Genomic DNA, 21,701 nt, shown 5'->3' with positions numbered 1-21,701 from the left:
CGCCGCGGCTGCTCGACCAGCAAGAGCGTCCGAGCATCCGGCAGAGGGCCGCGACCCGGAATCGCGTGTCAGCGATTCAGGGCGGCCCGACGCACCCCGCTCTGCGGAACGAGACCCCACGAGGAGCCGACCGCGGTCGTGCAGCGGGTCACCGCTGCACGACGAGCAGACGCCGCCGCGTGTCAGCGATTCAGGGCAGCCCGACGCACCCCGCTCTGCGGAACGAGACCCCACGAGAAGCCGACCGAGGTCGTGCAGCGGGTCACCGCTGCACGACGAGCAGACGCCGCCGCGTGTCAGCGATTCAGGGCGGCCCGACGCACCCCGCTCTGCGGGAGCCACCACCCCTGGAAGCCGACCGCGAGTCGTGTCGCGGCTGCGCCGCTACACGACCGACAAGCTCTGCCGGGCGATCTCCAGCTCCTCGTTGGTGGGGACGACGAGGACGGTGACGCGGGAGTCGTCGGTGGAGATGCGGCGGGCGCCGCGGTCGGCGGACGTGTTGCGCTCGGGGTCGAGCTCGATGCCGAGGCCCTCGAGGCCGCGCAGGGCGCCGGCGCGGACGGCGGCGACGTTCTCGCCGACTCCGGCCGTGAACACCACGGCGTCGACGCGGCCCAGCTGGGCGTAGAAGGCACCGATGTAGTGGCGGAGGCGGTGGTAGTAGACCTCGAGTCCGGCGCGGGCCTGCTCGTCGCCGGCCTCGGCCGCCTCCTGGACGTCGCGCATGTCGCCGCGTCCCGTGAGTCCGAGGAGCCCGCTGCGGCGGTTGAGGAGGGTGTCGAGCTCGTCGATCGAGAGGCCGGCCTTGCGGGCGAGGTGGAACACGACGGCCGGGTCGAGGTCTCCGGAGCGGGTGCCCATGACCAGGCCCTCGAGCGGGGTCATGCCCATCGAGGTCTCGACGGAGACGCCGCCGTCGACGGCGCAGGCGGACGCTCCGTTGCCCAGGTGCAGGACGATCGTCTTCAGGTCGGAGCGGCGGCGGCCGAGGTAGGCGGCGGCGGCCTCCGAGACGAACTTGTGCGAGGTGCCGTGGAAGCCGTAGCGGCGGACGCGGTGCTTCTCGGCGAGCTCGGCGGGCAGCGCGTAGGTCGACGCCTCGGCCGGGATCGTGTGGTGGAAGGCGGTGTCGAAGACGGCGACGTGCGGGACGTCCGGGAAGGCCTTCTGCGCCGCCTCGATGCCCTCGAGGTTGGCGGGGTTGTGGAGCGGGGCGAGGTCGGCGAGGTCCTCGATGTTGATCTTGACCAGGTCGGTGACGACGGTGGGCTCGAAGAAGCGCTTGCCGCCGTGCACGACGCGGTGGCCCACGGCGACGGGAGGGAACTCGTCGAGGCTCGGACCGTGCTCGCCGAACGCGCGGATCATCGCGTCGAAGCCGGCGGTGTGGTCGGGGATCGGCCCCTCGATCTCGAACGACTCCCCGTCGCGGGTGTGCTTCGTGCGGCCGGTGTCCTCGCCGATCCGCTCGACGAGGCCGCTGGCGAGGGTCTCCTCGGTGGTCATCTCGATGAGCTGGTACTTGAACGACGACGAACCGCTGTTGACGACGAGGACGACGGACATGAGGGGACTCCTGGGGTGATCGGGGTCGGGAGGGGCGGCGGCGGGGTCGCCGCTAGCGCACCACGGGGATGGCGGCGGTGGGCGGGACGATGGCCTGCGTCGCGGCCTGGATGGCCGTGATCGCGACGGTGTTCACGATGTCCTGCACGAGCGCGCCGCGGGAGAGGTCGTTGACCGGCTTGCGCAGGCCCTGCAGGACCGGCCCGATGGCGACGGCGCCGGCCGAGCGCTGCACGGCCTTGTACGTGTTGTTGCCCGTGTTGAGGTCGGGGAAGATGAACACCGTCGCGCGTCCGGCGACCTGGGAGCCGGGCATCTTCGACGCCGCGACCGCCGCGTCCGCCGCCGCGTCGTACTGGATCGGGCCCTCGACGAGCAGGTCGGGCCGGCGCTCGCGCACCAGAGCCGTCGCCGCGCGGACCTTCTCGACGTCGGCTCCGGCTCCGCTCTCGCCCGTGGAGTAGGAGAGCATCGCGATGCGGGGGTCGATGCCGAACTGCTGGGCGGTCTCGGCGGACGAGATCGCGATGTCGGCGAGCTGCGCCTCGGTCGGGTCGGGGTTCACCGCGCAGTCGCCGTAGACCAGGACGCGGTCGGCGAGCGCCATCAGGAACACGCTCGAGACGACGGAGACGCCCGGGCTCGTCTTGATGATCTCGAAGCCGGGGCGGATGGTGTGCGCCGTCGTGTGCGCGGCTCCCGAGACCATGCCGTCGGCCAGGCCGAGCTGCACCATCATCGTGCCGAAGTAGGAGACGTCCGTGACCGTGTCGTAGGCGTGGTCGTAGGTGATGCCCTTGTGCGCGCGGATGCGGGCGTACTCCTCGGCGAAGCGCGCGCGGTGCTCCGGGTCGAGGGTGCTCAGCACGCGGGCGCCGTCGAGGTCGAGGCCGAGGCCCGCCGCGCGGGCGCGGATCTCGGCCTCCTCGCCCAGGATCGTGAGCCGCGCGATGCCGCGCTTGAGCACGGTCGCGGCGGCGCGGAGGATCCGGTCGTCGCCGCCCTCGGGCAGGACGATGTGGCGGTCGGCGATGCGCGCGCGCTCGATCAGCCCGTACTCGAACATCAGCGGCGTGACGACCTCGGAACGGCCGACGTCGAGCAGCGTGAGCAGCTCGACCGCGTCGACCGCCTCCTGGAAGAGGGCGAGGGAGGTGTCGCGCTTGCGCGGGGAGTCGGCAGCCAGTCGCCCGCGGGCCGCGGTGACGCGGACGGCGGTGTCGTAGGTGCCGAGCTCGGTCATGACGATCGGCACGCGGCTGTCGACGCCCTCGATCAGCCGGACGATCGGCTCCGGCAGCTCGAAGCCGCCGTTGAGGATGATGCCGGTGACGGTGGGGAACGTGCCGGAGGCGTACGCCATGATCACGGCGAGGACGACCTCGGGCCGGTCGCCGGGGACGATCACGACGCCTCCCTCGGTGAGCCGCGGCAGGACGTTGACCATGGACATGCCGGCGATCACCACACCGAGCGCCTCGCGGCCGAGCAGCTCCGGATCGCCCGCGACGACGACGCCGTCGACCGCCTCGACCAGCCGGGACAGGCTCGGAGCGACGAGGAACGGGTCCTCGCGGATCGCCCAGACCGGGACGGTGGCGGGGATGCTCTCGCGGATCGCGGCGACGGCGTCGGCGGCGGTGTCGGGATCGGCGCGGTTCGCGATCACTCCGATGAGGCTCGCGTGCGCGGTGCGCAGCTCGACCGAGGCGAGCTCGGTGATCTGGCGCATCTCCTCGGGAGTGCGCGCGGGCGCCTGGCCCAGCTGCTCGCTGCGGGACGAGTCCCGGCCCGTGAGGACCAGCAGGACCGGAGCGCCGAGGTTGGCGGCGATGCGGGCGTTGTAGCCGAGCTCGGTGGGGCTGCCCACATCGGTGTAGTCGGACCCGAGGATGACGACCGCGTCGCACCGCGCCTCGACGCCCTTGTAGCGTTCGACGATCCGCGAGAGCGCCGCCTCGCCGTCGGCGTGGACGTCCTCGTAGGTGACGCCGATGCAGTCCTCGTAGGCGAGGCCCGAGTCGGAGTGGCCGAGCAGCATCTCGAGCACGTAGTCCGGCTCGGAGGTGGAGCGGGCGATCGGGCGGAAGACGCCGACCCGCTGCACCTGGCTGCTGAGCGCATCGAGGACGCCGAGGGCGACCGTGGACTTGCCCGAATGACCTTCGGCGGACGAGATGTAGATGCTCTGAACCATCGAATCCAGCCTACCGAGGGGGTCCCTCCGGCTGGCTGGGTAGAGGCCAGGGATGGGAGTCCGTGCAGGTCGGAGGGCTGTGGAGGAGCCTCCGCCGCCACCGCGGCCCGTCAACGGAAGAAGACCCCCCGCGCACCCGCCAGAGCCCGGTTACCCTTGCTGCGTTTCCGCCCTGGGGGAGTTGGCCTGGATGGCGCCACGCGGGGAGCCGGGTGACAGTATAACCGACGACGACGGCCGAGGAGAGCGGGGCGTGTCGGGGTCGTGGTCAGCGGGAGCCTCCGACACCGGCTAGTATCGATGAGTCGCGGCTCAGGTCGTGCCAGGAGGATTCGCCTAGTGGCCTATGGCGCACGCTTGGAAAGCGTGTTGGGTGAAAGCCCTCGGGGGTTCGAATCCCCCATCCTCCGCGAACGGTGCCCGTTGCTCTCGCCAGCACGGGCACCGTTTTGTTTAACCCGTGGGCGGCATTCGACCCGTGGGCGCGAGCATCCGTACCGGGCGGGGCCTGCGTGATCGGCCGCCGAGGAGTCGCGCCGAAGGCGGGATCAGCCGTAGAGGTGATTCGTCCGCGCGCAGGAGTCGGAGCAGAACGCGCCACGGCGGGCGACGAGCGGGGCCGAGCAGGCGGCGCAGACGGGGCGGAAGAAGAGTTCGGCTATGGATCGCGACATGGTCCGACCGTAGGTGCCGGCACCGGATCGTGCCCGTCGCCATCCGTATAACGACATCGCGGACGAGCGGCCGGCGACACGGAGCCGCGGCGACGCGGATGCTCAGTCGGCGATGCGCTCGAGCCATTCGTCGAGCAGGAGCCGCTCCCCCGCGCTGAAGGGCTCGATCTGCGGCAGCGCGGTGCGCAGGGCGACGGCGTGCGCGACGACCGCGCGGGCGGCGGGATCGGTGGGGCCCGCCTCCGCCGTGGTGATCGCCGCGAGGACGGACTCGCGCGAGCGGGACGAGAGCTCGTCGTCCGGGTCGGCGAGGGCGGTCAGCGTGAGGGTGCAGCCGAGTGCGGCCGACTGGAGCAGGCGGGAGGCGCGCTCGACGTCGACCGTGAGGCGGCCGGCCTCGGCGACGGCGCGGACCGCGTCGAGGAGGACGCCGCGGGACAGGCGCGCCGCCTCCGACTCCTCCCCCGGCCGCGCGGTGAACATCAGCGCGTAGAGGTGCGGTTCGGCGAGCCCGAAGGCGACGTGGTGGTCCCAGGCGGCCCGGAGCGCGTCGACCGGGTCGGCCGGCGCCTCGCTCCGCTCGAAGTCGGCGAGAGCCGTGGCGAAACCGGCTGCCGCGGCCGAGTCGAGCAGCCCGCGCAGGTCGCCGAACGTCCGGTAGATCGTGGGCGCCTGCACCCCCGCCGCCGCGCTGATCGCCCGCGTCGACACCGCGTCCCGCCCGCCGTCCGCCAGCAGCTCCACCGTCGCCCGGAGGATCCGCTCCCGCGTCGTCCCGCTCTCACTCACGCTACCGACGCTAACACGCTCCCGTTAGCGCCTCGTCTCGCCGAGTGGCCCGGGTCGCGTCAACGCCGTCGGGCGGTCCCGAAGATCCCGCGGACCACCTCGCGCAGCAGCGTCCTGCCGGCGCTCGAGCCCAGCACCTCCTCGACGACCGTCTTGTCGCGGCGGGCGGTGCGGGTCCCGCGCGACGTCGGTGCCGTGCGCCGCCGGGAGCGCTCGGCGGCCTGGTCGGCGGCGCGCTCGGCGGCGGCCCGCTCCTTGGCGCGGCGGGCGGCGTCCGCGGTCTCCTCCTTCGCGCGGCGCGCGTCCTCCTTCGCGCGGCGGGCGTCGTCGGCGGCCTGCTGCTCGGCGGCGGCGCGGGCCTCCTCGGCGTCGGCGGCGGCGTCGAGCCGACGGGTGAGGATCTCGCGGGCGGAGTCGCGGTCGAGGGACGTGCCGTAGCGCGCGAGCAGCGGGGACCTCTGGACGCTCGCCTCGCGGTCGGCCTCGGGGGTGGGCTTCATCGAGCCGAGCGGGGCGCGGAGACGCGTCCAGGCGACCGGGGTCGGGGCGCCGCGCTCGTTCATGACCGTCACGATCGCCTCGCCGATGGGGAGCGCCTGGAGGACCTCGCCGAGGTCGTAGTCGCTCTCGGGGTAGGTCGAGACGGTGGCGCGGAGGGCCTTGGCATCGTCCGGCGTGTGCGCGCGGAGCTGGTGCTGCACGCGGGAGCCGAGCTGGGCGAGGACGTCGCCGGGCACGTCCTTCGGGGTCTGCGTGACGAAGACGATGCCGACGCCCTTGGAGCGGATGAGGCGCACGGTCTGGGTGATCGCGGCGAGGAAGTCCTTCGACGCGTCGCGGAAGAGCAGGTGCGCCTCGTCGAAGAAGAACACCAGCTTCGGCTTGTCGAGGTCGCCGACCTCCGGCAGGTCGTTGAAGAGGTCGGCGAGCAGCCACATCAGGAAGGTGGAGAACAGAGCCGGTCGGTCGGCGACTCCGGGGACCTCGAGGAGGCTGACGACGCCGCGCCCGTCGGCGGCGAGGCGGAGGAACTCGGCCGTGTCGATCTCGGGCTCGCCGAAGAACACGTCGGCGCCCTGGTCGGCGAACGCGATCAGCTCGCGGAGGATCACGCCGGCGGTCGCCTTGGACAGCCCGCCGAGCTCGGCGAGCTCGGACTTGCCCTCGTCGCCGACGAGGTAGGTGAGCACGGCGCGGAGGTCGGACAGGTCGACGAGCGGGAGGCCGGCGCTCTCGGCGTAGTGGAAGACGAGGCCGAGGCTCGACTCCTGCGTGTGATTGAGGCCGAGCACCTTCGCGAGCAGCAGTGCTCCGAAGCCGGTGACGGTGGCGCGGACAGGGATGCCGGTGCCGATGCCGCCGAGCGCGAAGTACTCGGCGGGGGCCGCCTCCGCTCGCCAGTCCTGGCCGATGCCGCGGGTGCGGGCGAGCAGCGCGTCGGTCGCGGCGCCCGGAGTGGCGAGGCCGGAGAGGTCGCCCTTGATGTCCGCGGCGAAGACGGGGACGCCGTGGGCCGAGAGCTGCTCGGCGAGGACCTGCAGCGTCTTGGTCTTGCCGGTGCCGGTCGCGCCGACGACGAGGCCGTGCCGGTTGAGCATGCCGAGCGGGATGCGGACGGGGACGTCGATCCGCGCGTCGCCGTTGACGAGGGCGCCGAGCTCGAGGGCCGGGCCGGAGAACGCGTACCCGGCGCGCACCGCGTCGACGGCGCTCTCGGGGAGCGGGCCGGGGGCCGGGGCGAGCGCGGAGGGCGCGGGCGGAGCAGCGGCTTCCGGAGCGACGACGGGCGGAGCATCGGCCCCCGGAGCAACCGGACCGGAGGAGACGGCGACCGCAGCGACGGCGTCAGCAGCAACGGGAGCGGCGGACTGCTCCGCTCCGCTCTCCGACGCCGCGACCAGCCGCACGTCGTCGGCGACGGCCTCCGCCTCCTCCGGGCCGGCCGCCGCGTTCAGCGCCGCGGCCGCCGCCTCCGCTCGCGCCAGGGCCTCGGCGGCCTCCGCCTGCAGTCGGCGGGCGGCCTCCAGGGCCGCGCGCGCCTCGTCTCTCGCCGAGGCGAGCCCGTCGTCGTCACTCATGGGCTCAGCCTAGGGTCGGCGGCGCCGGTCAGTCCTCGCGGACGTGCCAGGACTGTCCGTACCCGCCGTCGGCCTCGGGGCGGGCCATCAGCTCGAGGAACGGGTCGGCGCTGAACGCCTCCGGCCCGAGCACTCCGGCGCCGGTCCACACGCCGGTCGCGAGGAGCTCGAGCGCGACCACCGGGTTGAGCGCCGTCTGCCAGACCACGCACTGGGTGCCGTACTCGGCCATCGTCCACTCGTTGTCGCTCACGTGGTAGAGGTACACCTCGCGGTGAGCGCCGTCCTTCGTGCCCGAGACGAAGAGGCCGGCGCAGGTCCTGCCGGTCATCCGCGGGCCGATGCCGGCCGGATCGGGCAGAGCGGCGGCCACGACGTCGCGCGGCGACACCTCGACGGGACCGCCGGCCGAGCGGACCCGCAGGGGCTCGGTGCTGTCGAGGCCGAGGAGGTGGAGAGTGCGCAGGACGCCGATGAACTGCTCGCCGAGGCCGTACTTGAAGGTGACCTTCTTCGCGTCCAGCCAGCGCGGCATCAGCAGCACCTCCTCGTGCTCGACGTTCACGCACTCGACTGGACCGATGCCCTCGGGGAACTCGAACACCTCGGGCTCCGAGAAGGGGGCCGTGGTGTACCAGCCGCGGTCGCGCTCGAACACCACCGGCGGGTTCAGGCACTCCTCGATCGTGGTCCAGATGGAGAAGGACGGAGCGAAGATCTCGCGGCCGTCCGCGTCGTGCACGACGAGGTTCGCGCCGTCTCGCACTCCCAGCTCGTCGATCTCGTCGAAGAGGTGGTCGGAGGCGTAGCGGGCGAAGACATCGGAGAGCCCCGGCTCCACGCCCATGCCCACCAGGGCGAGGCGGCCGCGGGAGGACCACTCCTCCGCGGCGGCGAACTGCTCGTCGCCGAGCTTGAGCCCGGTCAGCTCGTGGGGCTGCTCGGGGTGCGGGAGGGAGAGGCTCATCGCCATGTCGAGGTAGTCGGCCTCGGCGGCGAGCGCTCCGGCGAAGATCGTCGGGACGAAGCGCGGCTCGACCGCGTTCATCACATGGGTCGCCCCGTGCGCGCGGGCGACGGTCTCGACGTTCTCGGCGTCGGAGGCGTCGATCCGCGCGGCGACGAAGCGGTCGTCCGCACCGTGCCGCTCCGCGATCCAGGCGACCGTGCGCTCGGCCCGGGCGAGGTCGTAGTCGCAGACGATGATCTGCTCGAAGAAGGAGCGGCGCGCGGCGATCTTCGCGAAGGCGTCGCCGACGCCGCCGGCGCCGACCAGGAGGATTCTCATGGGGACACCGTAGCGACGGATCGCGTCGTCCACCATGCCGAACACCGACGGAATCGGAGTGGAGCGCCTCCTTCGGCCACCGGATCCGTCACAGGGCGGCCCGCTCTCCCCGCTCGAGCAGGCGGAGGAAGCCGGAGAGGTGCTCGAGGCCGGTCAGCGAGGTCGGGAGCGAGGCGGCGAGCGCCGGCGAGTGCATTAGGTACGCCGCCCACTTCGCCCGCGAGACCGCGACGTTCAGGCGGTTGGGCAGGAGGAGGAACTCCATCCCGCGCGGGACGTCCGCCCCCGAGGACGCGGCGAGGGAGACGATGGCGACCACCGCCTCCCTGCCCTGGAAGAGGTCGACCGTGCCGACCGGCGTCTCCTCGAGGCCCGCGGCGTCGAGGGCGGCGCGGAGGAGCCCGCCCTGAGCGTTGTAGGGCGCGACGACGATGACGTCGGCCGCGGTCAGCGTCCGCTCGCCGTGCTCGTCGGTCCAGGTGCGGCCGACGAGGGAGAGGGCGATCTCGACGACGCGCCTCGCCTCGTCCGGCGAGGAGGTGGTGTCGCCCGCGTGCTCGACCGGGACGGAGTGCACGCCCGGCTCGACCCCCTCCAGGTGGCGCACCTCCGGCGCCCGCGACCGCAGCGCGCCCTCGTAGGAGAGCTCGGAGACGGCGTCGGAGAGCGCCGGGTGCATCCGGTGGGTCTGCGCGAGGAAGTAGCCGTACTCGGGCGGGAGGACGTCGTGACCGTCGGCGAGCCAGCCGAGCGCCGACTCGTCGACCGGCTCCGGGTGCGCGCCCTGGCTCACCTGGGGCAGCTGCTGAGGGTCGCCGAGCAGGAGCAGGCGCTGAGCGGAGACGGCCGACGCGATCGTCGGAGCGAGCGAGAACTGCCCGGCCTCGTCGACCACCAGGAGGTCGAGCGAGCGGCGCGGCACGGTGACCGGGTTCGCGAAGGTCCAGGCGGTGCCGCCGATGACGCAGCCGCCGCCCTCCTCGAGGACCGCGGTGAGCGCCGCCGCGTTCTTCACCGGCGCCCAGGGCGCGGCCTCGAGCGCCTCGGGCGACGTGCCGCTCCTGGGCACTTTCGCCACCCGGGAGGGATCGACGCCGCGGCCGACGACCGCGCTCAGCACGTTCTCGACCACCGAGTGCGACTGGCCGACCACGCCGATCCGCCAGCCGTGCTCGTTCACCAGCCGCGCGATGACGTGGGAGCCGACGTAGGTCTTCCCGGTGCCGGGCGGCCCCTGCACGGCGAGGGTCGCCCGGTCGAGTCCGAGCAGAGTCGTGACGACCGCGCCGATCACGTCGTCGCCCTGCACAGGAGCGACGGCGGCCGGCGGCACGCGGCGGAGGACGTCGAGCGCCGGGTCGGCCGGCATCGCGGGCAGCGCGTCGAGGACCTCGGCGCCCCACTCCGCGATCGCCTCGGGCTGGGGAGCGGCACGCGGCGGCGGCGCGGGGGCGAGGGCCACGGGGGCGTCGTCGTGAGGCTCCTCCCCCGCCTTCAGGCCCTCCTTGAGGAGCAGGACGATCCGCTCGCCGTCGTCGTCGACCGCGAGGATCTCGGAGCGCTCGGAGGCGCCGCGCAGACCGGGACCGGGTGAGGGCGCACCGGGGGGCGCCGGGGCCTCGTAGACCAGGTACGGCGAGGAGCCGACGCCGAGCCGGCTGCCGGGAGCGAGTCGGCCGAGGATCCGCAGCTCGCGCGACTGCGTGCGGGCCCGTGGGAGCTTCGCCCAGTCGCGGACGACCTCGACCCGGTCGATCATCACGACGTCGCGGGTGTCCGCCCACTCGTCCAGCGGCTGCCGGAGGCGGTCGAAGTGCTCCTGCCAGAAGGTCTTGGCCTCGCGGCGGTGGTAGTCGATCGCCGCGCCGGCGAGGGCGAGCGCGGTCTGGTCGGGCGTGCGCTCGCGCGGCTCGATCCCCTCGACCTGCGCCAGCAGGGCGACCGCGACCGGGTGCGGCTCGCGGGGCACGGGGATCTCGACCTCGAGCAGCGGCGGCAGCTCCTCGCGCGGCGGAGCGAGCTCGAGGAGCCAGTCGCGCAGGCGCAGCGTGGAGCGGCAGTCGTAGGCGTTGTACTCGGCGACGAGGTCGAGCCGGCGCCGGCCGTCGACCGGATCGGCCTCCAGCGCCGCCCGCGCCTCCACGTACATCTCGATGCTGTCGGCGGCGTTCGTGACGCCGGACGCGTCCCGCTCCTCGTCGCCCATGTAGAGCGGCTCCAGCTTCTTCAGCGAGTAGCTGCGCGAGCCCACGCGGAGCGCCCGCCGCACCACCGGGTACAGGTCGACCAGGACGCCGTCGCGCAGGAGCGCGTCGACCTCTTCCTCCCCGACGCCGTGCCGGAGCGCGAGCGAGAGCAGGTGGCTGCGCTCGTAGGAGGCGTAGTGGTAGACGTGCATCCGGGGGTGCTCGGCGCGGCGGGCCTGCAGCAGCGCGAGGAAGTCGAGGAGCGCGCGGCGCTCGTCCGCGAGGTCGTGCGCCCAGAGCGCGGTGAAGCGCTCCTGGTCGTCGACCATGCCGAAGAGGTAGTCGAGGCCCCACTCGCGGGTGTCCTCGGTGTACAGCGGGTCGCCCTCGAAGTCGAAGAAGAGGTCGCCCGGGTCGGGGGCGGGCAGCGCGGCGAGCACGGAGGCGTCGATCACCTCGACGGTCGGCACCGGCGAGGACTCCGACCGCAGCTGCAGCCTCGCCTGGGCGCGCAGGCCCTCGAGCGTGCCCGCGCCCAGGCCGGGCACGGGGCCGTCGTGCTCGGCCAGTGCGTCGAGGGTCAGGACGCCGGCCGCCGCGAGCTTCGCGCGCTGGTCGAGCCGCATCCCGGCGACGAGGATCGGATCGCGGTGCGCCTGGACCTCGGGCGCGCAGACGGAGCAGCGCCCGCAGGAGGGATACCGCGGATCGCCCCACGCCAGCGGCTCGTCGGCGGCGAGGCGCTCGGCGAGCACGGCGCGGAGCCGGGCGCGCTGCACCCGCTGGACCGGGGCGACGACGGCCAGCTCGTGGCTGGTGACGGAGCCGTCGCCGAGCACGAGGTGCACCTGCTCCCCCACGCGGATGCCACGGGCCTGCATCTGCTCGGCGTAGGCGGCGAGCTGCAGCAGCGCCGGGATCTTCGCGTGCCGGGCGAGCTTGGTGTCGTAGACCTCGTAGGCGCCGTCGGCGGTGCGGAGGAGGAAGTCCGAGAAGCCGAGGAAGTCGCCGTCGAAGAAGGTGGCCTGGTAGAGCACGTCGACCCCGGCGCGCATCGCCTCGACGGCCGCCTCGGCCGCCGCGGGGTAGCCGGCGGGCTCGGGGCGCTCGAACTCGAGCACCTCGTGCGTGCGCTTCAGCTCGGCGAGGAAGCGGTGCTCGTGCTCGTCGCCGAGCACCGCGGTGCGCTCGAGCATCGCGTCCTTCTCTGCATCGAGGCGCGGGGCGCGGCCCAGAAGGGCGTCGAACCGGCGGAGGACGGCCCACTCGCAGGCCGCCCAGTTCGACAGGTCGGTGGGGCTCGTGACCACGCGTCCGGACTCCAGGTACACGCGACTCCTTCCGCGACCGCCGGGCGGCGATCGGCTCCAGGCTAGGGCGCCCCTCCGACACTCGTGCGGCGCGGCGACCGCCCGCGCCGCTCCGCCTCCGCGTGGCAGGCTGGGCCGATGACCCGCGCGCGCTTCGAGATCATCCCGGCCGACGACATCGGCGAGCGCGCCGCGCGGGCGTTCCCGGACCCCTCCGCGGTGACGCTGACCGTGACGAGCCTGCCGAAGCACGGGACCGGGCGGACCGTGGACTGCGCGCTCGCGCTGGCCCACCGCGGATTCCGCGTGGTACCCCACCTGGCGGCGAGGAACGTCGAGGGCCGCGGCGCGCTGGAGCGGGTCCTCGGTCGGATGGGCGAGGCGGGGATCGACGAGGCGTTCGTGATCTCGGGCGACGCGTCCTCGGCGGCCGGCACCTACTCCACGAGCCTCGAGCTCATCCGCGACGCTCGCGAGATCTCGCCGGGGCTTGCCCTGGACATCGCGGGCTACCCCGAGGGCCACCCGCACCTCTCCGACGAGAGCATCGAGCGGCACCTGCGCGAGCGCGCTCCGTTCATCCGCTCGATCGTCACGCAGATGTGCTTCGACGTCGACGCGGTGGTCCGCTACGCCGACCGGCTGCGCGAGACGGGGATCACCGCCGACCTGTGGGCGGGTGTGCCGGGGCCGGTCGAGCGCTCGCGGCTGCTGACGCTCGGCGCGCGGATCGGAGTGGGCTCCTCGCTCGGCTTCCTGAATCGGAGCACCTCAGTGGCCGGCGGGCTGCTCCGCGGACGCCGCTTCGACCCGTCCGCCTTCGTCGCGCGACTGGAAGCGGCGGCGGGCGACCGCCTCGCGGGCCTGCACGTCTACACCTTCAACGAGCTCGACTCCCTCTCCGCCTTCGGCTGATCGGCAGGCCTCCGCGCTCCTCGGGCGCCGCGGACGTCCGACCCCGCGATCCCCCGGCCCTCCCACGGGGAGGGTCTGCGCGCGTCAGGTGGTGCGGCGGATCCAGATCGGCGGGTGCGGGAGCTCGGCCTCGGTGCGCAGGCGGCCGGCGAGCGGAGCCCAGACCACGAGCGCCACCCCGATCCCGAGCAGCAGGCCGCCGACGGTGTCGCTCAGCCAGTGGGCGCCGAGGTAGGTGCGGCTCGCCATCATCGCCACGGTGTAGAGGAAGCCGGCGATCCAGACCCACAGCAGCGGGAACACCAGGGCCAGCACCATCGCCGTCGTCGCGGCGTTGGCGGTGTGGCCGGAGGGGAAGGAGCCGTAGTCGCTGGTGACGAGCATGTCGGCCGGGCGGGCGCGTCCCACCAACTCCTTGACGAGTTGGGTGGCGCCCACGCTGACCAGCGCGGCGATCGCGTAGTAGAGCGCGGCCCACCGCCTCCGGAACACCAGCAGTACGGCGACGATGCCGAGCGGGATGAGCGTCGTGCCGACGAGTCCCGCTCCGACCGTGTTCATGACGAGGGCCGGGATGTCCCACACCGGCGAGCGGTGCTCGACGATCTCGTCCATCCACTCCACGTCGAAGCGGAAGGCTGAGGTGGGGCGGAAGGCGATCAGCACGGCGAGGAGCACCGTGAGCAGGATCGCGAGCGATGCGGAGATCAGCGGCCAGCGGCGGGAGACCCGGTGCGCCGCCTCCTTCGTCAGCAGCCGCGCGGCGACGTCGTCGGACGGCACCTGCTCGCGCATCCGCGAGCGCTGGACGGCGTCCGGGCGCGCGATTCCGGGCTCGGTCGACAGTCGGTCGTCGCGGTGATCCATCCGGACATGATGCCGCCAAAGGCGTTCCCCCGCTGGGGGTTGCGGGACGGCTCGGCCGGCCGCTCGGATGCCCGGCCTCTCCCCGCGGACGTCCGCGGCGCGGCTCAGCCGGCCGCGCGGGCCAGGCGGGCGGCGCGGAGGGCGTCGAGCCGGGTCGGCTCGGAGGCGCGGGCGAGGAGCCGCGCGGCGACGGCGCTCACGCGGGAGTCGTCCGAGGCGGAGGCCCGCTCGAGCGCGGCGGCCGCGTCGGGACCGGTGATCGAGCCGAGCGCCATCACGGCCGAGACCGCGAGGGCGGAGTCGTCGCTGCCGGCGGCCCTGTCCAGCGCGTCGACGGCCGGTCGTGCGTCGACGCCCAGGTAGCCGAGGGCGGCGGCGGCGTGACGGCGGACCGGCGCGGACCCCTCGCGGAGGGCCTGCTCCAGACCGGGGACGGCCGCGGCGCCGAAGGAGGCGAGGACGTCGGTGAGCACGTTCTGCGCCTCCGCGTCGTCGTCGCCGAGCAGGCCGAGCAGGACCGGCAGCGCACGCTCGTCGCCGAGGCGGCCCAGCGCGAAGCGGGCCTTCGCGGCGACGGCGGGCTCGGAGTCGGCGGCCAGCGGGGCGATGTCGTCGAGCGTGTGCGGGTCGAGGATCTTGCTGAGCACGTGCAGCGCCTGCGTGCGCACCCGCGGCTCGCGGCCGAGCGCCTCGCGGGCGACGGGGACGGCTGCGGAGCCGAGCCGGCCGAGCGACCAGGTGAGCACGTCGCGGACGAAGAAGTCCGGCTCCTCCCAGAGGTGCGCGGCGAGGGGCTCGGCGGTGGCGGGCTCGGCGAGCTCGCCCAGGGTCATCGCCGCGCGGAGGCGGACGTCGCGGTCGGGGTCGGAGAGCTCGGCGAGCAGGGCGGAGGAGTCGCGGGAGGACATGGGAGGGGACTGTAGCAGCGGTGCTCGGGAGCGGATCCAGCGAGGGTCGGAACGCCCGGGAGGAGCCGCAGGAGCGGGGCGCGCCGGACCGCCGGGACCCGCCGGAGCCGCCCGCTCAGTCCTGCAGCGCCGGGACGCTCCTCGGCCGGACGATCAGCCAGAGCGCCAGGATCGACACGGTCGCCGTCGCCATCATCACCAGCGCCATCGGCACGGCCGAGCCTGCGCCGAAGATCCCGGAGATCGGCGACAGCAGTCCGGCGGTGCCGAAGTTCACCGCTCCGAGCAGCGACGCGGCCGTCCCCGCCTCCCGGCCGTGGTTGACCAGGCCGAGGACCTGCACGCAGGGGAAGCTGAAGCCGCACGACGCGATGAAGAACCACAGCGGGACCAGCGTGCCCCAGAGCCCCAGCCCGAGCACGTCGAAGAGGGCGATCAGGCCGGCGGAGGTGAACAGCGTCAGCGTCGTGATCGCGAGGATCCACTGCGGACCGATCCTCCGGCTGAGGTAGGAGGACGCCTGCACGCCGAGGACGACGCCGAGCGAGTTCACGGCGAAGAGCAGGCCGTACTGCTGCGCGTCGAATCCGTAGAGGCCCTGGAACAGGAACGAGGAGCTGGAGAGGTAGGTGAACAGGCCGGCGAAGGTCATGCCCCCGATCACCGCCACTCCGAGGAACACGCGGTCGCTGAGGACGGCCCGGTAGCGCTGCACGAGCGAGCGGTGCTCGCGCTCGTGCCGGGCCGCGCGGGGCCGCGTCTCGACGACGAGGAGGCCGACGGCCGCGACGACCAGCACGCCGTACGCGGCGAGGAAGACGAAGATCCCGCGCCAGTCCATGATCAGCAGCAGCTGCGAGCCGATGACCGGCGCCAGCACGGGCGCGAGGCCCGACACCAGGGCGAGGCGGGACAGCATCCGCACCAGCGGGCGTCCGCCGAAGAGGTCGCGGACCATCGCCATCGCGACCACGCCGCCCGCCGCCGCGCCGGCTCCCATCAGGAAGCGGAAGACGCCGAGCGTGACGATCTCGGGGGCGAGCGCCGCGCCGACGCAGGCCAGCACGTGCAGCGACGTGGCCAGCAGGATCGGCAGGCGCCGGCCGACCGCGTCGCTCCAGGGGCCCACGACCAGCTGGCCGAGCGCGAAGCCGAGGGTCGTGCCGGTCAGCGTCAGCTGGACCGCCGCCTCCGAGACGTTCAGCTCGCTCTGCAGCGCGGGGAACGCCGGCAGATAGAGGTCGATCGTGAACGGCCCGAGGGCGGTCAGCGAGCCGAGGACGATCACGTAGACGAGGCGCTGGCGGGCCGTGAGGGCGTCGCCCGGGTGGCGGTGCACGGGGACGGAGCCGGTCGGAGTCGAGGCGAGAGTGGACACGGAGTGCCTTCCTGCGCGGGGCGCAGCGGGATGGGAGGGAGAGGTGCGGCCGGTGTCGTCCTCGGCGCGGGAGCGGACCCGATCGGCTCCACGCCGCTCGGTCGAATCAATTCGACCACGTGTCGGTCAGCGGCGCCACCCCTCGGCCCGCCGACGGGTCAGACCGGGTGGAGCGGAGTGCCGAGCGGGTCGGCCAGCAGACGCTCGAAGGCGAGCTCAGCAGCGCCCAGCATGAGCAGATCGGCGCCGAGCTCGGTCCGCACGATGCGCACGGAGTCGAGCGCGACCCGGAAGGGACCGCCGCGGCTCAGGCGCTCCTCCAGGAACCCCGGCGCGACTCCGATCAGCGCACCGAGGAAGCCGCCCAGCACCACGAGCTGCGGGTTGAACACGTTGATCACGTTGCGCAGGGCGACCGCGAGGTGCCCGAGCTGGCGCTCGACCTCGGCGCGGACGGCCGGGTCCTCGGAGGCGGCGAGCGCCTCCTCCAGCCGCTCGCTCTCGTCGAGGCCGAGCACGGTGAGCAGCTCGGCGCGGCCGACCTCGGTCTCGAGGCAGCCGACGGCGCCGCAGTGGCAGTCGATGCCCGCGCTGTTGACGAGGGTGTGGCCGATCTCCCCCGCGTAGCCGTCGATGCCGTGCAGAGGCGCACCGCCGACGATGACGCCGGCACCCACTCCGCTCGCGCCGCCGTTGAGGTAGACGAGGTGCGAGACGTCGCGGCCGGCGCCGAGGACGCTCTCGGCGAGCGCGCCGAGGTTGGCGTCGTTCGCCGAGAGGACGGGCAGGCCGGTCGCGTCGGCGAGCATGCGGGAGAAGGGCTCGTCGTTCCAGCCGAGGTGCGGGCCGACCCGGACCAGGCCGTCGGCGTCGCGGACGAGACCGGGCACGGCGACGCCGATGCCGACCGTCCGCGTCTCCTCGGGCAGTTCGGCCAGCAGCTCGGCGACCGCCTCGGCCGCCAGACGAGCGGCGGCCTCGGCGGTGGGGACGGAGGCGGCGCGGCGGATGCGGCGGCGGACGACGGCGTCGACGCCGACCACGGCGACCGTGACGGCGTCGATCTCGGGGTTCACGGCGAGCGCGACGACTCCGGGATCGGCCTCGACGACGGGGCTCGGCCGGCCGACCTGGTTCGGCGTGGCGGGCTCGCGCTCGCGCACGATGCCGAGCTCGACCAGCTCGCCGACCAGCGCCGCGATCGTCGAGCGGTTGAGGCCGGTCAGGCGGGTCAGCTGCGAGCGGGAGCGGGGGCCGCCGCGGTGCACGAGGCGGAGGATCGCCGAGAGGTTGTGGCGCCGGACGCGGTCGAGGTTGTTGCCGCGCGTCGCGTGGTCGGGCATCCGCGGTCTCCTCTGCTGGCCGATGCCAGCCTATCGGCGGGTCGGACGGCGCCCGCCGCCCCCAACGTCAGTTGAGACGGGGGTCCCTCCGCCCTGGAGCGAGGGACCCCCTTCTCAGCTGACGGCGCGCGACTCAGTCTCCGGCGCGGGTCCAGGTCCAGGTGCCGGCCGGGCCGTCGACCGAGACGTCGCCGCCGGAGCGCGTCACGGTGAACACCGTCTCCTCCCCCGTGTCGTGTGCGACGACCCGGACCGGCGTCGCTCCGTCCGGACCCGGGAACACCCGCAGCTCGAGCCCGTCGAGGTAGTCGTACTCGGCCGAGTCCTGACGGGCGCCCACCGGGATCACCGCGCCCTCGCGCACGTACAGCGGCAGCGAGTCGAAGCCGTGGACCTCCCGTCGCCACTCCCCCGTCGAGTCGATCCGCTCGCCCGTCCACCAGCTCGTCCACGTCCCGCGCGGGAGGTAGAACTCGACCGTGCCGTCCTCGGTGAACACCGGAGCGACGAGCAGGTCGTGCCCGAGCAGGTACTGCGTGTCGAGGTGGGCGGCGCTGCGGTCGTCCTCGAACTCGAGCGCCATCGGGCGCATGATCGGGACGCCGGTGCGCGCCGCCTCCGCCCCCGCCGCGAAGAGGTAGGGCATCAGCGAGAGCTTCAGCCGGGTGAAGAGCCGGGTGACCTCCACGGCCTCCTCGTCGAACGCCCACGGCACGCGCACCGAGGAGGATCCGTGCAGCCGCGAGTGCGAGGAGAGCAGGCCGAACGCGAGCCAGCGCTTGAACACACCGGGATCGGGCGTGCCCTCGAAGCCGCCGATGTCGTGCGCCCAGAAGCCGAACCCGCCCAGCGCGAGCGAGAGGCCTCCGCGCAGGGTCTCGGCCATCGACACGTAGGAGGAGGTGTTGTCCCCGCCCCAGTGCACCGGCAGCGACTGTCCGCCGACGGTGGCGCTGCGGGCGAAGAGGACCGCGCGGCCCTCGCCGAGCTCCTGCTCGAGCACCTCGTGCACCGCGCGGTTGTAGAGCTGGGTGTACCAGTTGTGCATCGCCTCAGGGTCGGTCCCGTCGGCCCAGACGACGCCCTCCGACGGGATCCGCTCGCCGAAGTCGGTCTTGAAGGAGTCGACCCCCTGGCCCACGAGGACGCGGAGCTTCTCCTGGAACCAGGAGGTCGCCTCCGGATTGGTGAAGTCGATCAGCGCCATCCCCGCGACCCACATGTCCCACTGCCAGACGTCGCCGGAGGCCGTCGTGAGCAGGTACCCCTTCTCGCGCCCCTCGGCGAACAGCGGCGACGCCTGCGCGATGTACGGATTGATCCAGACGCAGGTGTGCAGCCCGCGCTCGTGCAGGCGGGCGAGGATCCCCTCGGGGTCCGGGAAGGTGCGCGGGTCCCACTCGAGGTCGGTCCACTGGAACTCGCGCATCCAGAAGCAGTCGAAGTGGAACGCGGACAGCGGCAGCTCCCGCTCCGCGAAGCCGTCGATGAAGGAGTTCACCGTCTCCTCGTCGTAGCTCGTGGTGAAGCTGGTGGTCAGCCACAGCCCGTAGCTCCAGGCGGGCACGACGGAGGGGCGGCCCGCGAGGCCGGTGTAGCGGCGCAGCACGTCCTTCTTCGTCGGGCCCTGGATAACGAGGTACTCCAGCGCCTCGCCGCCGACCGAGAACTGCACGCGCTCGACCGCCTCGGAGCCGATCTCGAACGAGACGAGGCCGGGGTCGTTCACGAGCACGCCGTAGCCGCGGCTGGAGAGGTAGAACGGGACGTTCTTGTAGGCCTGCTCGGAGGAGGTGCCGCCGTCGGCGTTCCACACGTCGACGGTCTGGCCGTTCTTCACGAAAGGGCCGAAGCGCTCGCCGAGCCCGTAGACCAGCTCGCCGACGCCGAGGTCGAGCTGCTCGTGCAGGTAGGCGGCTCCGTCCGGTCCGGTCAGGTAGCCCTGCGCCTTGTGCCCCGAGCCGGTGAGGCGCGTGCCGGTCGAGGTGTCCCAGAACTCCAGCGACCACGGAGCGCCCTGCCCGATCCGGACCTCGAGGTCGCCGGTGCGCAGCACACCGCCCGTCTCCGTCACCTCCGCCGCTCCGACGTCGCCCTCGGCCAGCTCGAAGCCCAGGCGGGCCGCCGTCCCGCGCCAGTGCTCGATCCGCACCCGTGCGACCCCCTCGGCCGGCGAGGACACCGTGACCGTGAGCGCCGGCCGGTTGAGGACGTCGCCGCGGCCCTGGATGACCCGGGTCGGGGCGATCACCTCGAGCGAGGAGCCGTCGGTGCGGATGTCGTACGCCTCCTGCGCGAACAGGGGCGTGAATCCGGCCCGCGTCTGCCAGAACCCGTCGGTGAACTTCATGGAGGTGCCTTTCGATGGCGCGCCGGCGGATCCCGCGAGGGAGGCGCCGACGGAGGGAGAGAGGGCTACTTGACCGCGCCGGCGGTGATGCCGCGGGTGAGGGTGCGCTGGAAGATCAGGAAGAAGATCAGCGTCGGGAGCAGGCCCAGGAGCGCGCTCGCGCTGGTCGTCGTGACGTCCATGATCTTGTCGCCCTGGAGGCTCGAGATCGCGATCGGGACGGTCTGCGTCGCGTCGCTCACCAGGAAGACCAGCGGGATGAGGAACTCGTTCCAGGTCCAGATGAAGAAGAAGATCATCAGCACCGAGAGGGTGGGCCGCGAGATCGGGACGATCACCCGGGTGAGCACCTGCCACTTCGAGGCGCCGTCGAGAGCCGCGGCCTCGAGGATCTCCTTCGGGAAGGTGCCGTAGACGCTCGAGAGCAGATAGGTGCCGAACGCCGACTGGATCACGGTGAAGATGACGATGACCGAGAGCTGGGTGTCGTAGATCCCGACCGCTTTGAACATGTAGTACAGCGGGTAGAGCAGGGCCTCCTGCGGGAGCATGTTGGCCAGCAGGAACAGCACGATGATCCAGCTCCGGCCGCGGACCCGGCCGATCCCGGGGCGGGACGAGGGTGGAGGACTAGAGGGAGGCCGGCGCGAGGGTGCCGGACGGGACCGCCGGCGCCGGAGCGCCGGTCGGAGCGACCGCGAGGGATCCGCGGTCGACGTAGGAGGGCGGGAGCAGCTCGACGCCGACGGTGCGGCCGGAGTCGATCTGCTGGAGGGTCCGGGCGACGGCCGCTCGGCACATCGCGTCGAACGGGAGGGGAAGACTGCTGGTGGGGACCGGAAGAGCGCCGCCGTCGTAGCTGGCGCAGGCCGCCAGGATCGACAGGTCGCCGGGGACGGAGAGGCCGCGCTCGAGGACGCGCTCGATCGCCGCCTCCGCCACGGGCTCGTTGCAGTGCAGAACGAGTGCGGTCGGCGGGACGGGGGCGGCGAGGATCGCGTCGATCGCGGCCTGTGCGCTCGGGCGGCCGATGTGCGGGCGCTCGACCGCGATCTCGACTCCGAGCGCGGCGGCCTCGGCGCGGAACGCCTCGTCGAAGCGGCGGACGAAGCCGGCGTTGCGGTCGGTGTAGGACTGCGGGTGCTCGAGCAGGCCGAGCGAGCGGTGGCCCAGCTCGGCGAGCCGGCGGACACTCTGCCGGGCAGCCTCGGCGAAGTCGAGGTCGACGCAGGCGAGATCGTGGGAGTCGGCGGGCACGCCGATGAAGGTGGCGGGGACCCCGGCCGCGCGGATCAGCTCGGCGCGGTCGTCGTCGTCGTCGACGCCCATCAGGACGATGCCGTCGACGAGCGAGGAGGAGGAGACGCGGCCGATGCCGCTGGAGGCCTCGTCGGTGACGAGCAGCAGGACGTCGTAGTCCGACTCCCGGGCGCGCTCGAGCACCTCGGTGACGAAGCGCATATGGGTCGGCAGGTGCAGCTCGCCGCGCATCGGGGCGGAGAGGGCGAGGATCTGGGTCCGCGCCCCCGCGAGCATCCGGGCTCCCGCGTGGGGCCGGTAGCCGAGCTGCCGCACCGCGTCGTCGACGCGCTGCCGGGTGGAGGCGGCGATGGAGCGCTTGCCGGAGAGGGCGTAGGAGACGGTGCTGATCGAGACGCCGGCAGCGCGGGCCACGTCGTGGATGGTCGCCATGATTCCTCCTGCCGGACGTCGTCGTCGGTCGCGATCGAGCTTCGAAGCGCTTCGACCGGTCGTGCTGGAGCGACTGTACGCACAGTCGAAGCGCTTGCGCAAGCGATCCTGCGACGAGCCGACCGCCTCGACCCTCGTTGCGCCTCGCGACCCTCAC

The 21,701-nt window shown here is 73.2% G+C and carries 14 protein-coding genes, 1 tRNA gene, 1 other RNA gene and 1 pseudogene; 2 read left to right on the top strand and 15 right to left on the bottom strand.

Annotated elements, in window-relative coordinates; translation table 11 throughout:
• Nucleotides 1-384: 384 nt before the first annotated feature.
• The 3 genes from C5D44_RS15635 to ffs form a co-directional block, all read right to left on the bottom strand.
• Nucleotides 385-1,569, bottom strand: coding sequence for an acetate/propionate family kinase (locus C5D44_RS15635; protein ID WP_104277912.1), 1,185 nt, complete (start codon nucleotides 1,567-1,569; stop codon nucleotides 385-387).
• A gap of 52 nt (nucleotides 1,570-1,621) precedes the next feature.
• Nucleotides 1,622-3,766, bottom strand: a complete 2,145-nt coding sequence (gene pta, locus C5D44_RS15630; protein ID WP_104227473.1) for a phosphate acetyltransferase — start codon at nucleotides 3,764-3,766, stop codon at nucleotides 1,622-1,624.
• A 116-nt stretch (nucleotides 3,767-3,882) separates the two neighbouring features.
• Nucleotides 3,883-3,979, bottom strand: an RNA gene (gene ffs / locus C5D44_RS15625) — signal recognition particle sRNA small type.
• Nucleotides 3,980-4,091: 112 nt separating this feature from the next.
• Here ffs and C5D44_RS15620 point away from each other — a divergent pair.
• A tRNA-Ser gene (locus C5D44_RS15620) sits at nucleotides 4,092-4,176 on the top strand.
• A 138-nt stretch (nucleotides 4,177-4,314) separates the two neighbouring features.
• Here C5D44_RS15620 and C5D44_RS18580 read toward each other — a convergent pair.
• The 5 genes from C5D44_RS18580 to C5D44_RS15600 form a co-directional block, all read right to left on the bottom strand.
• A complete protein-coding gene (locus C5D44_RS18580; RefSeq protein WP_258060618.1) occupies nucleotides 4,315-4,440 on the bottom strand; it encodes a hypothetical protein in 126 nt (41 codons plus the stop codon).
• Between the two features lie 102 nt (nucleotides 4,441-4,542).
• Nucleotides 4,543-5,229 (bottom strand): TetR/AcrR family transcriptional regulator, encoded by a 687-nt coding sequence (locus C5D44_RS15615; protein ID WP_104277790.1) that lies wholly within the window; start codon nucleotides 5,227-5,229, stop codon nucleotides 4,543-4,545.
• 59 nt (nucleotides 5,230-5,288) lie between these two features.
• Nucleotides 5,289-7,307 carry a helicase HerA-like domain-containing protein gene (locus tag C5D44_RS15610; RefSeq protein WP_104282198.1) on the bottom strand — a complete coding sequence of 673 codons (2,019 nt, stop codon included), beginning with the start codon at nucleotides 7,305-7,307 and terminating at the stop codon, nucleotides 5,289-5,291.
• Nucleotides 7,308-7,335: 28 nt separating this feature from the next.
• The gene (locus tag C5D44_RS15605) at nucleotides 7,336-8,595 is read right to left on the bottom strand and encodes a saccharopine dehydrogenase family protein (RefSeq protein ID WP_104234533.1); all 1,260 of its coding nucleotides are present in this window, start codon (nucleotides 8,593-8,595) and stop codon (nucleotides 7,336-7,338) included.
• An 88-nt stretch (nucleotides 8,596-8,683) separates the two neighbouring features.
• Nucleotides 8,684-12,112 carry a bifunctional RecB family nuclease/DEAD/DEAH box helicase gene (locus tag C5D44_RS15600; RefSeq protein ID WP_104282197.1) on the bottom strand — a complete coding sequence of 1,143 codons (3,429 nt, stop codon included), beginning with the start codon at nucleotides 12,110-12,112 and terminating at the stop codon, nucleotides 8,684-8,686.
• A gap of 117 nt (nucleotides 12,113-12,229) precedes the next feature.
• Here C5D44_RS15600 and C5D44_RS15595 point away from each other — a divergent pair, with 117 nt between their 5' ends.
• Nucleotides 12,230-13,006, top strand: a complete 777-nt coding sequence (locus C5D44_RS15595) for a methylenetetrahydrofolate reductase (protein WP_146088071.1) — start codon at nucleotides 12,230-12,232, stop codon at nucleotides 13,004-13,006.
• A gap of 84 nt (nucleotides 13,007-13,090) precedes the next feature.
• On the opposite strand, the gene C5D44_RS15590 is transcribed toward C5D44_RS15595, so the two are convergent.
• The 7 genes and pseudogenes from C5D44_RS15590 to C5D44_RS15560 form a co-directional block, all read right to left on the bottom strand.
• Nucleotides 13,091-13,873: a phosphatase PAP2 family protein gene (locus C5D44_RS15590; RefSeq protein ID WP_258067432.1), complete on the bottom strand. Its 783-nt coding sequence runs from the start codon at nucleotides 13,871-13,873 to the stop codon at nucleotides 13,091-13,093.
• 104 nt (nucleotides 13,874-13,977) lie between these two features.
• Nucleotides 13,978-14,781: a HEAT repeat domain-containing protein gene (locus C5D44_RS15585; protein ID WP_104282195.1), complete on the bottom strand. Its 804-nt coding sequence runs from the start codon at nucleotides 14,779-14,781 to the stop codon at nucleotides 13,978-13,980.
• Nucleotides 14,782-14,896: 115 nt separating this feature from the next.
• Nucleotides 14,897-16,159: a multidrug effflux MFS transporter gene (locus tag C5D44_RS15580; protein ID WP_181118534.1), complete on the bottom strand. Its 1,263-nt coding sequence runs from the start codon at nucleotides 16,157-16,159 to the stop codon at nucleotides 14,897-14,899.
• Nucleotides 16,160-16,317: 158 nt separating this feature from the next.
• Nucleotides 16,318-17,502 (bottom strand): ROK family transcriptional regulator, encoded by a 1,185-nt coding sequence (locus tag C5D44_RS15575; RefSeq protein WP_104282194.1) that lies wholly within the window; start codon nucleotides 17,500-17,502, stop codon nucleotides 16,318-16,320.
• Between the two features lie 133 nt (nucleotides 17,503-17,635).
• Nucleotides 17,636-19,852 carry an alpha-xylosidase gene (gene yicI / locus C5D44_RS15570; protein WP_104282193.1) on the bottom strand — a complete coding sequence of 739 codons (2,217 nt, stop codon included), beginning with the start codon at nucleotides 19,850-19,852 and terminating at the stop codon, nucleotides 17,636-17,638.
• A 65-nt stretch (nucleotides 19,853-19,917) separates the two neighbouring features.
• Nucleotides 19,918-20,460, bottom strand: a pseudogene (locus C5D44_RS15565) (carbohydrate ABC transporter permease); the annotation flags it as partial.
• Nucleotides 20,461-20,482: 22 nt separating this feature from the next.
• Entirely contained in the window at nucleotides 20,483-21,544 is a 1,062-nt protein-coding gene (locus C5D44_RS15560) for a LacI family DNA-binding transcriptional regulator (RefSeq protein WP_104282192.1), read from the bottom strand.
• Nucleotides 21,545-21,701: the final 157 nt, after the last annotated feature.

The sequence above is a fragment of the Rathayibacter sp. AY1B5 genome (assembly GCF_002932795.1).
In the GTDB taxonomy this organism is placed as follows: domain Bacteria; phylum Actinomycetota; class Actinomycetes; order Actinomycetales; family Microbacteriaceae; genus Rathayibacter.
Note: the sequence above shows the minus strand (reverse complement) of the source record. Positions and strands in the feature narration are given on the sequence as shown.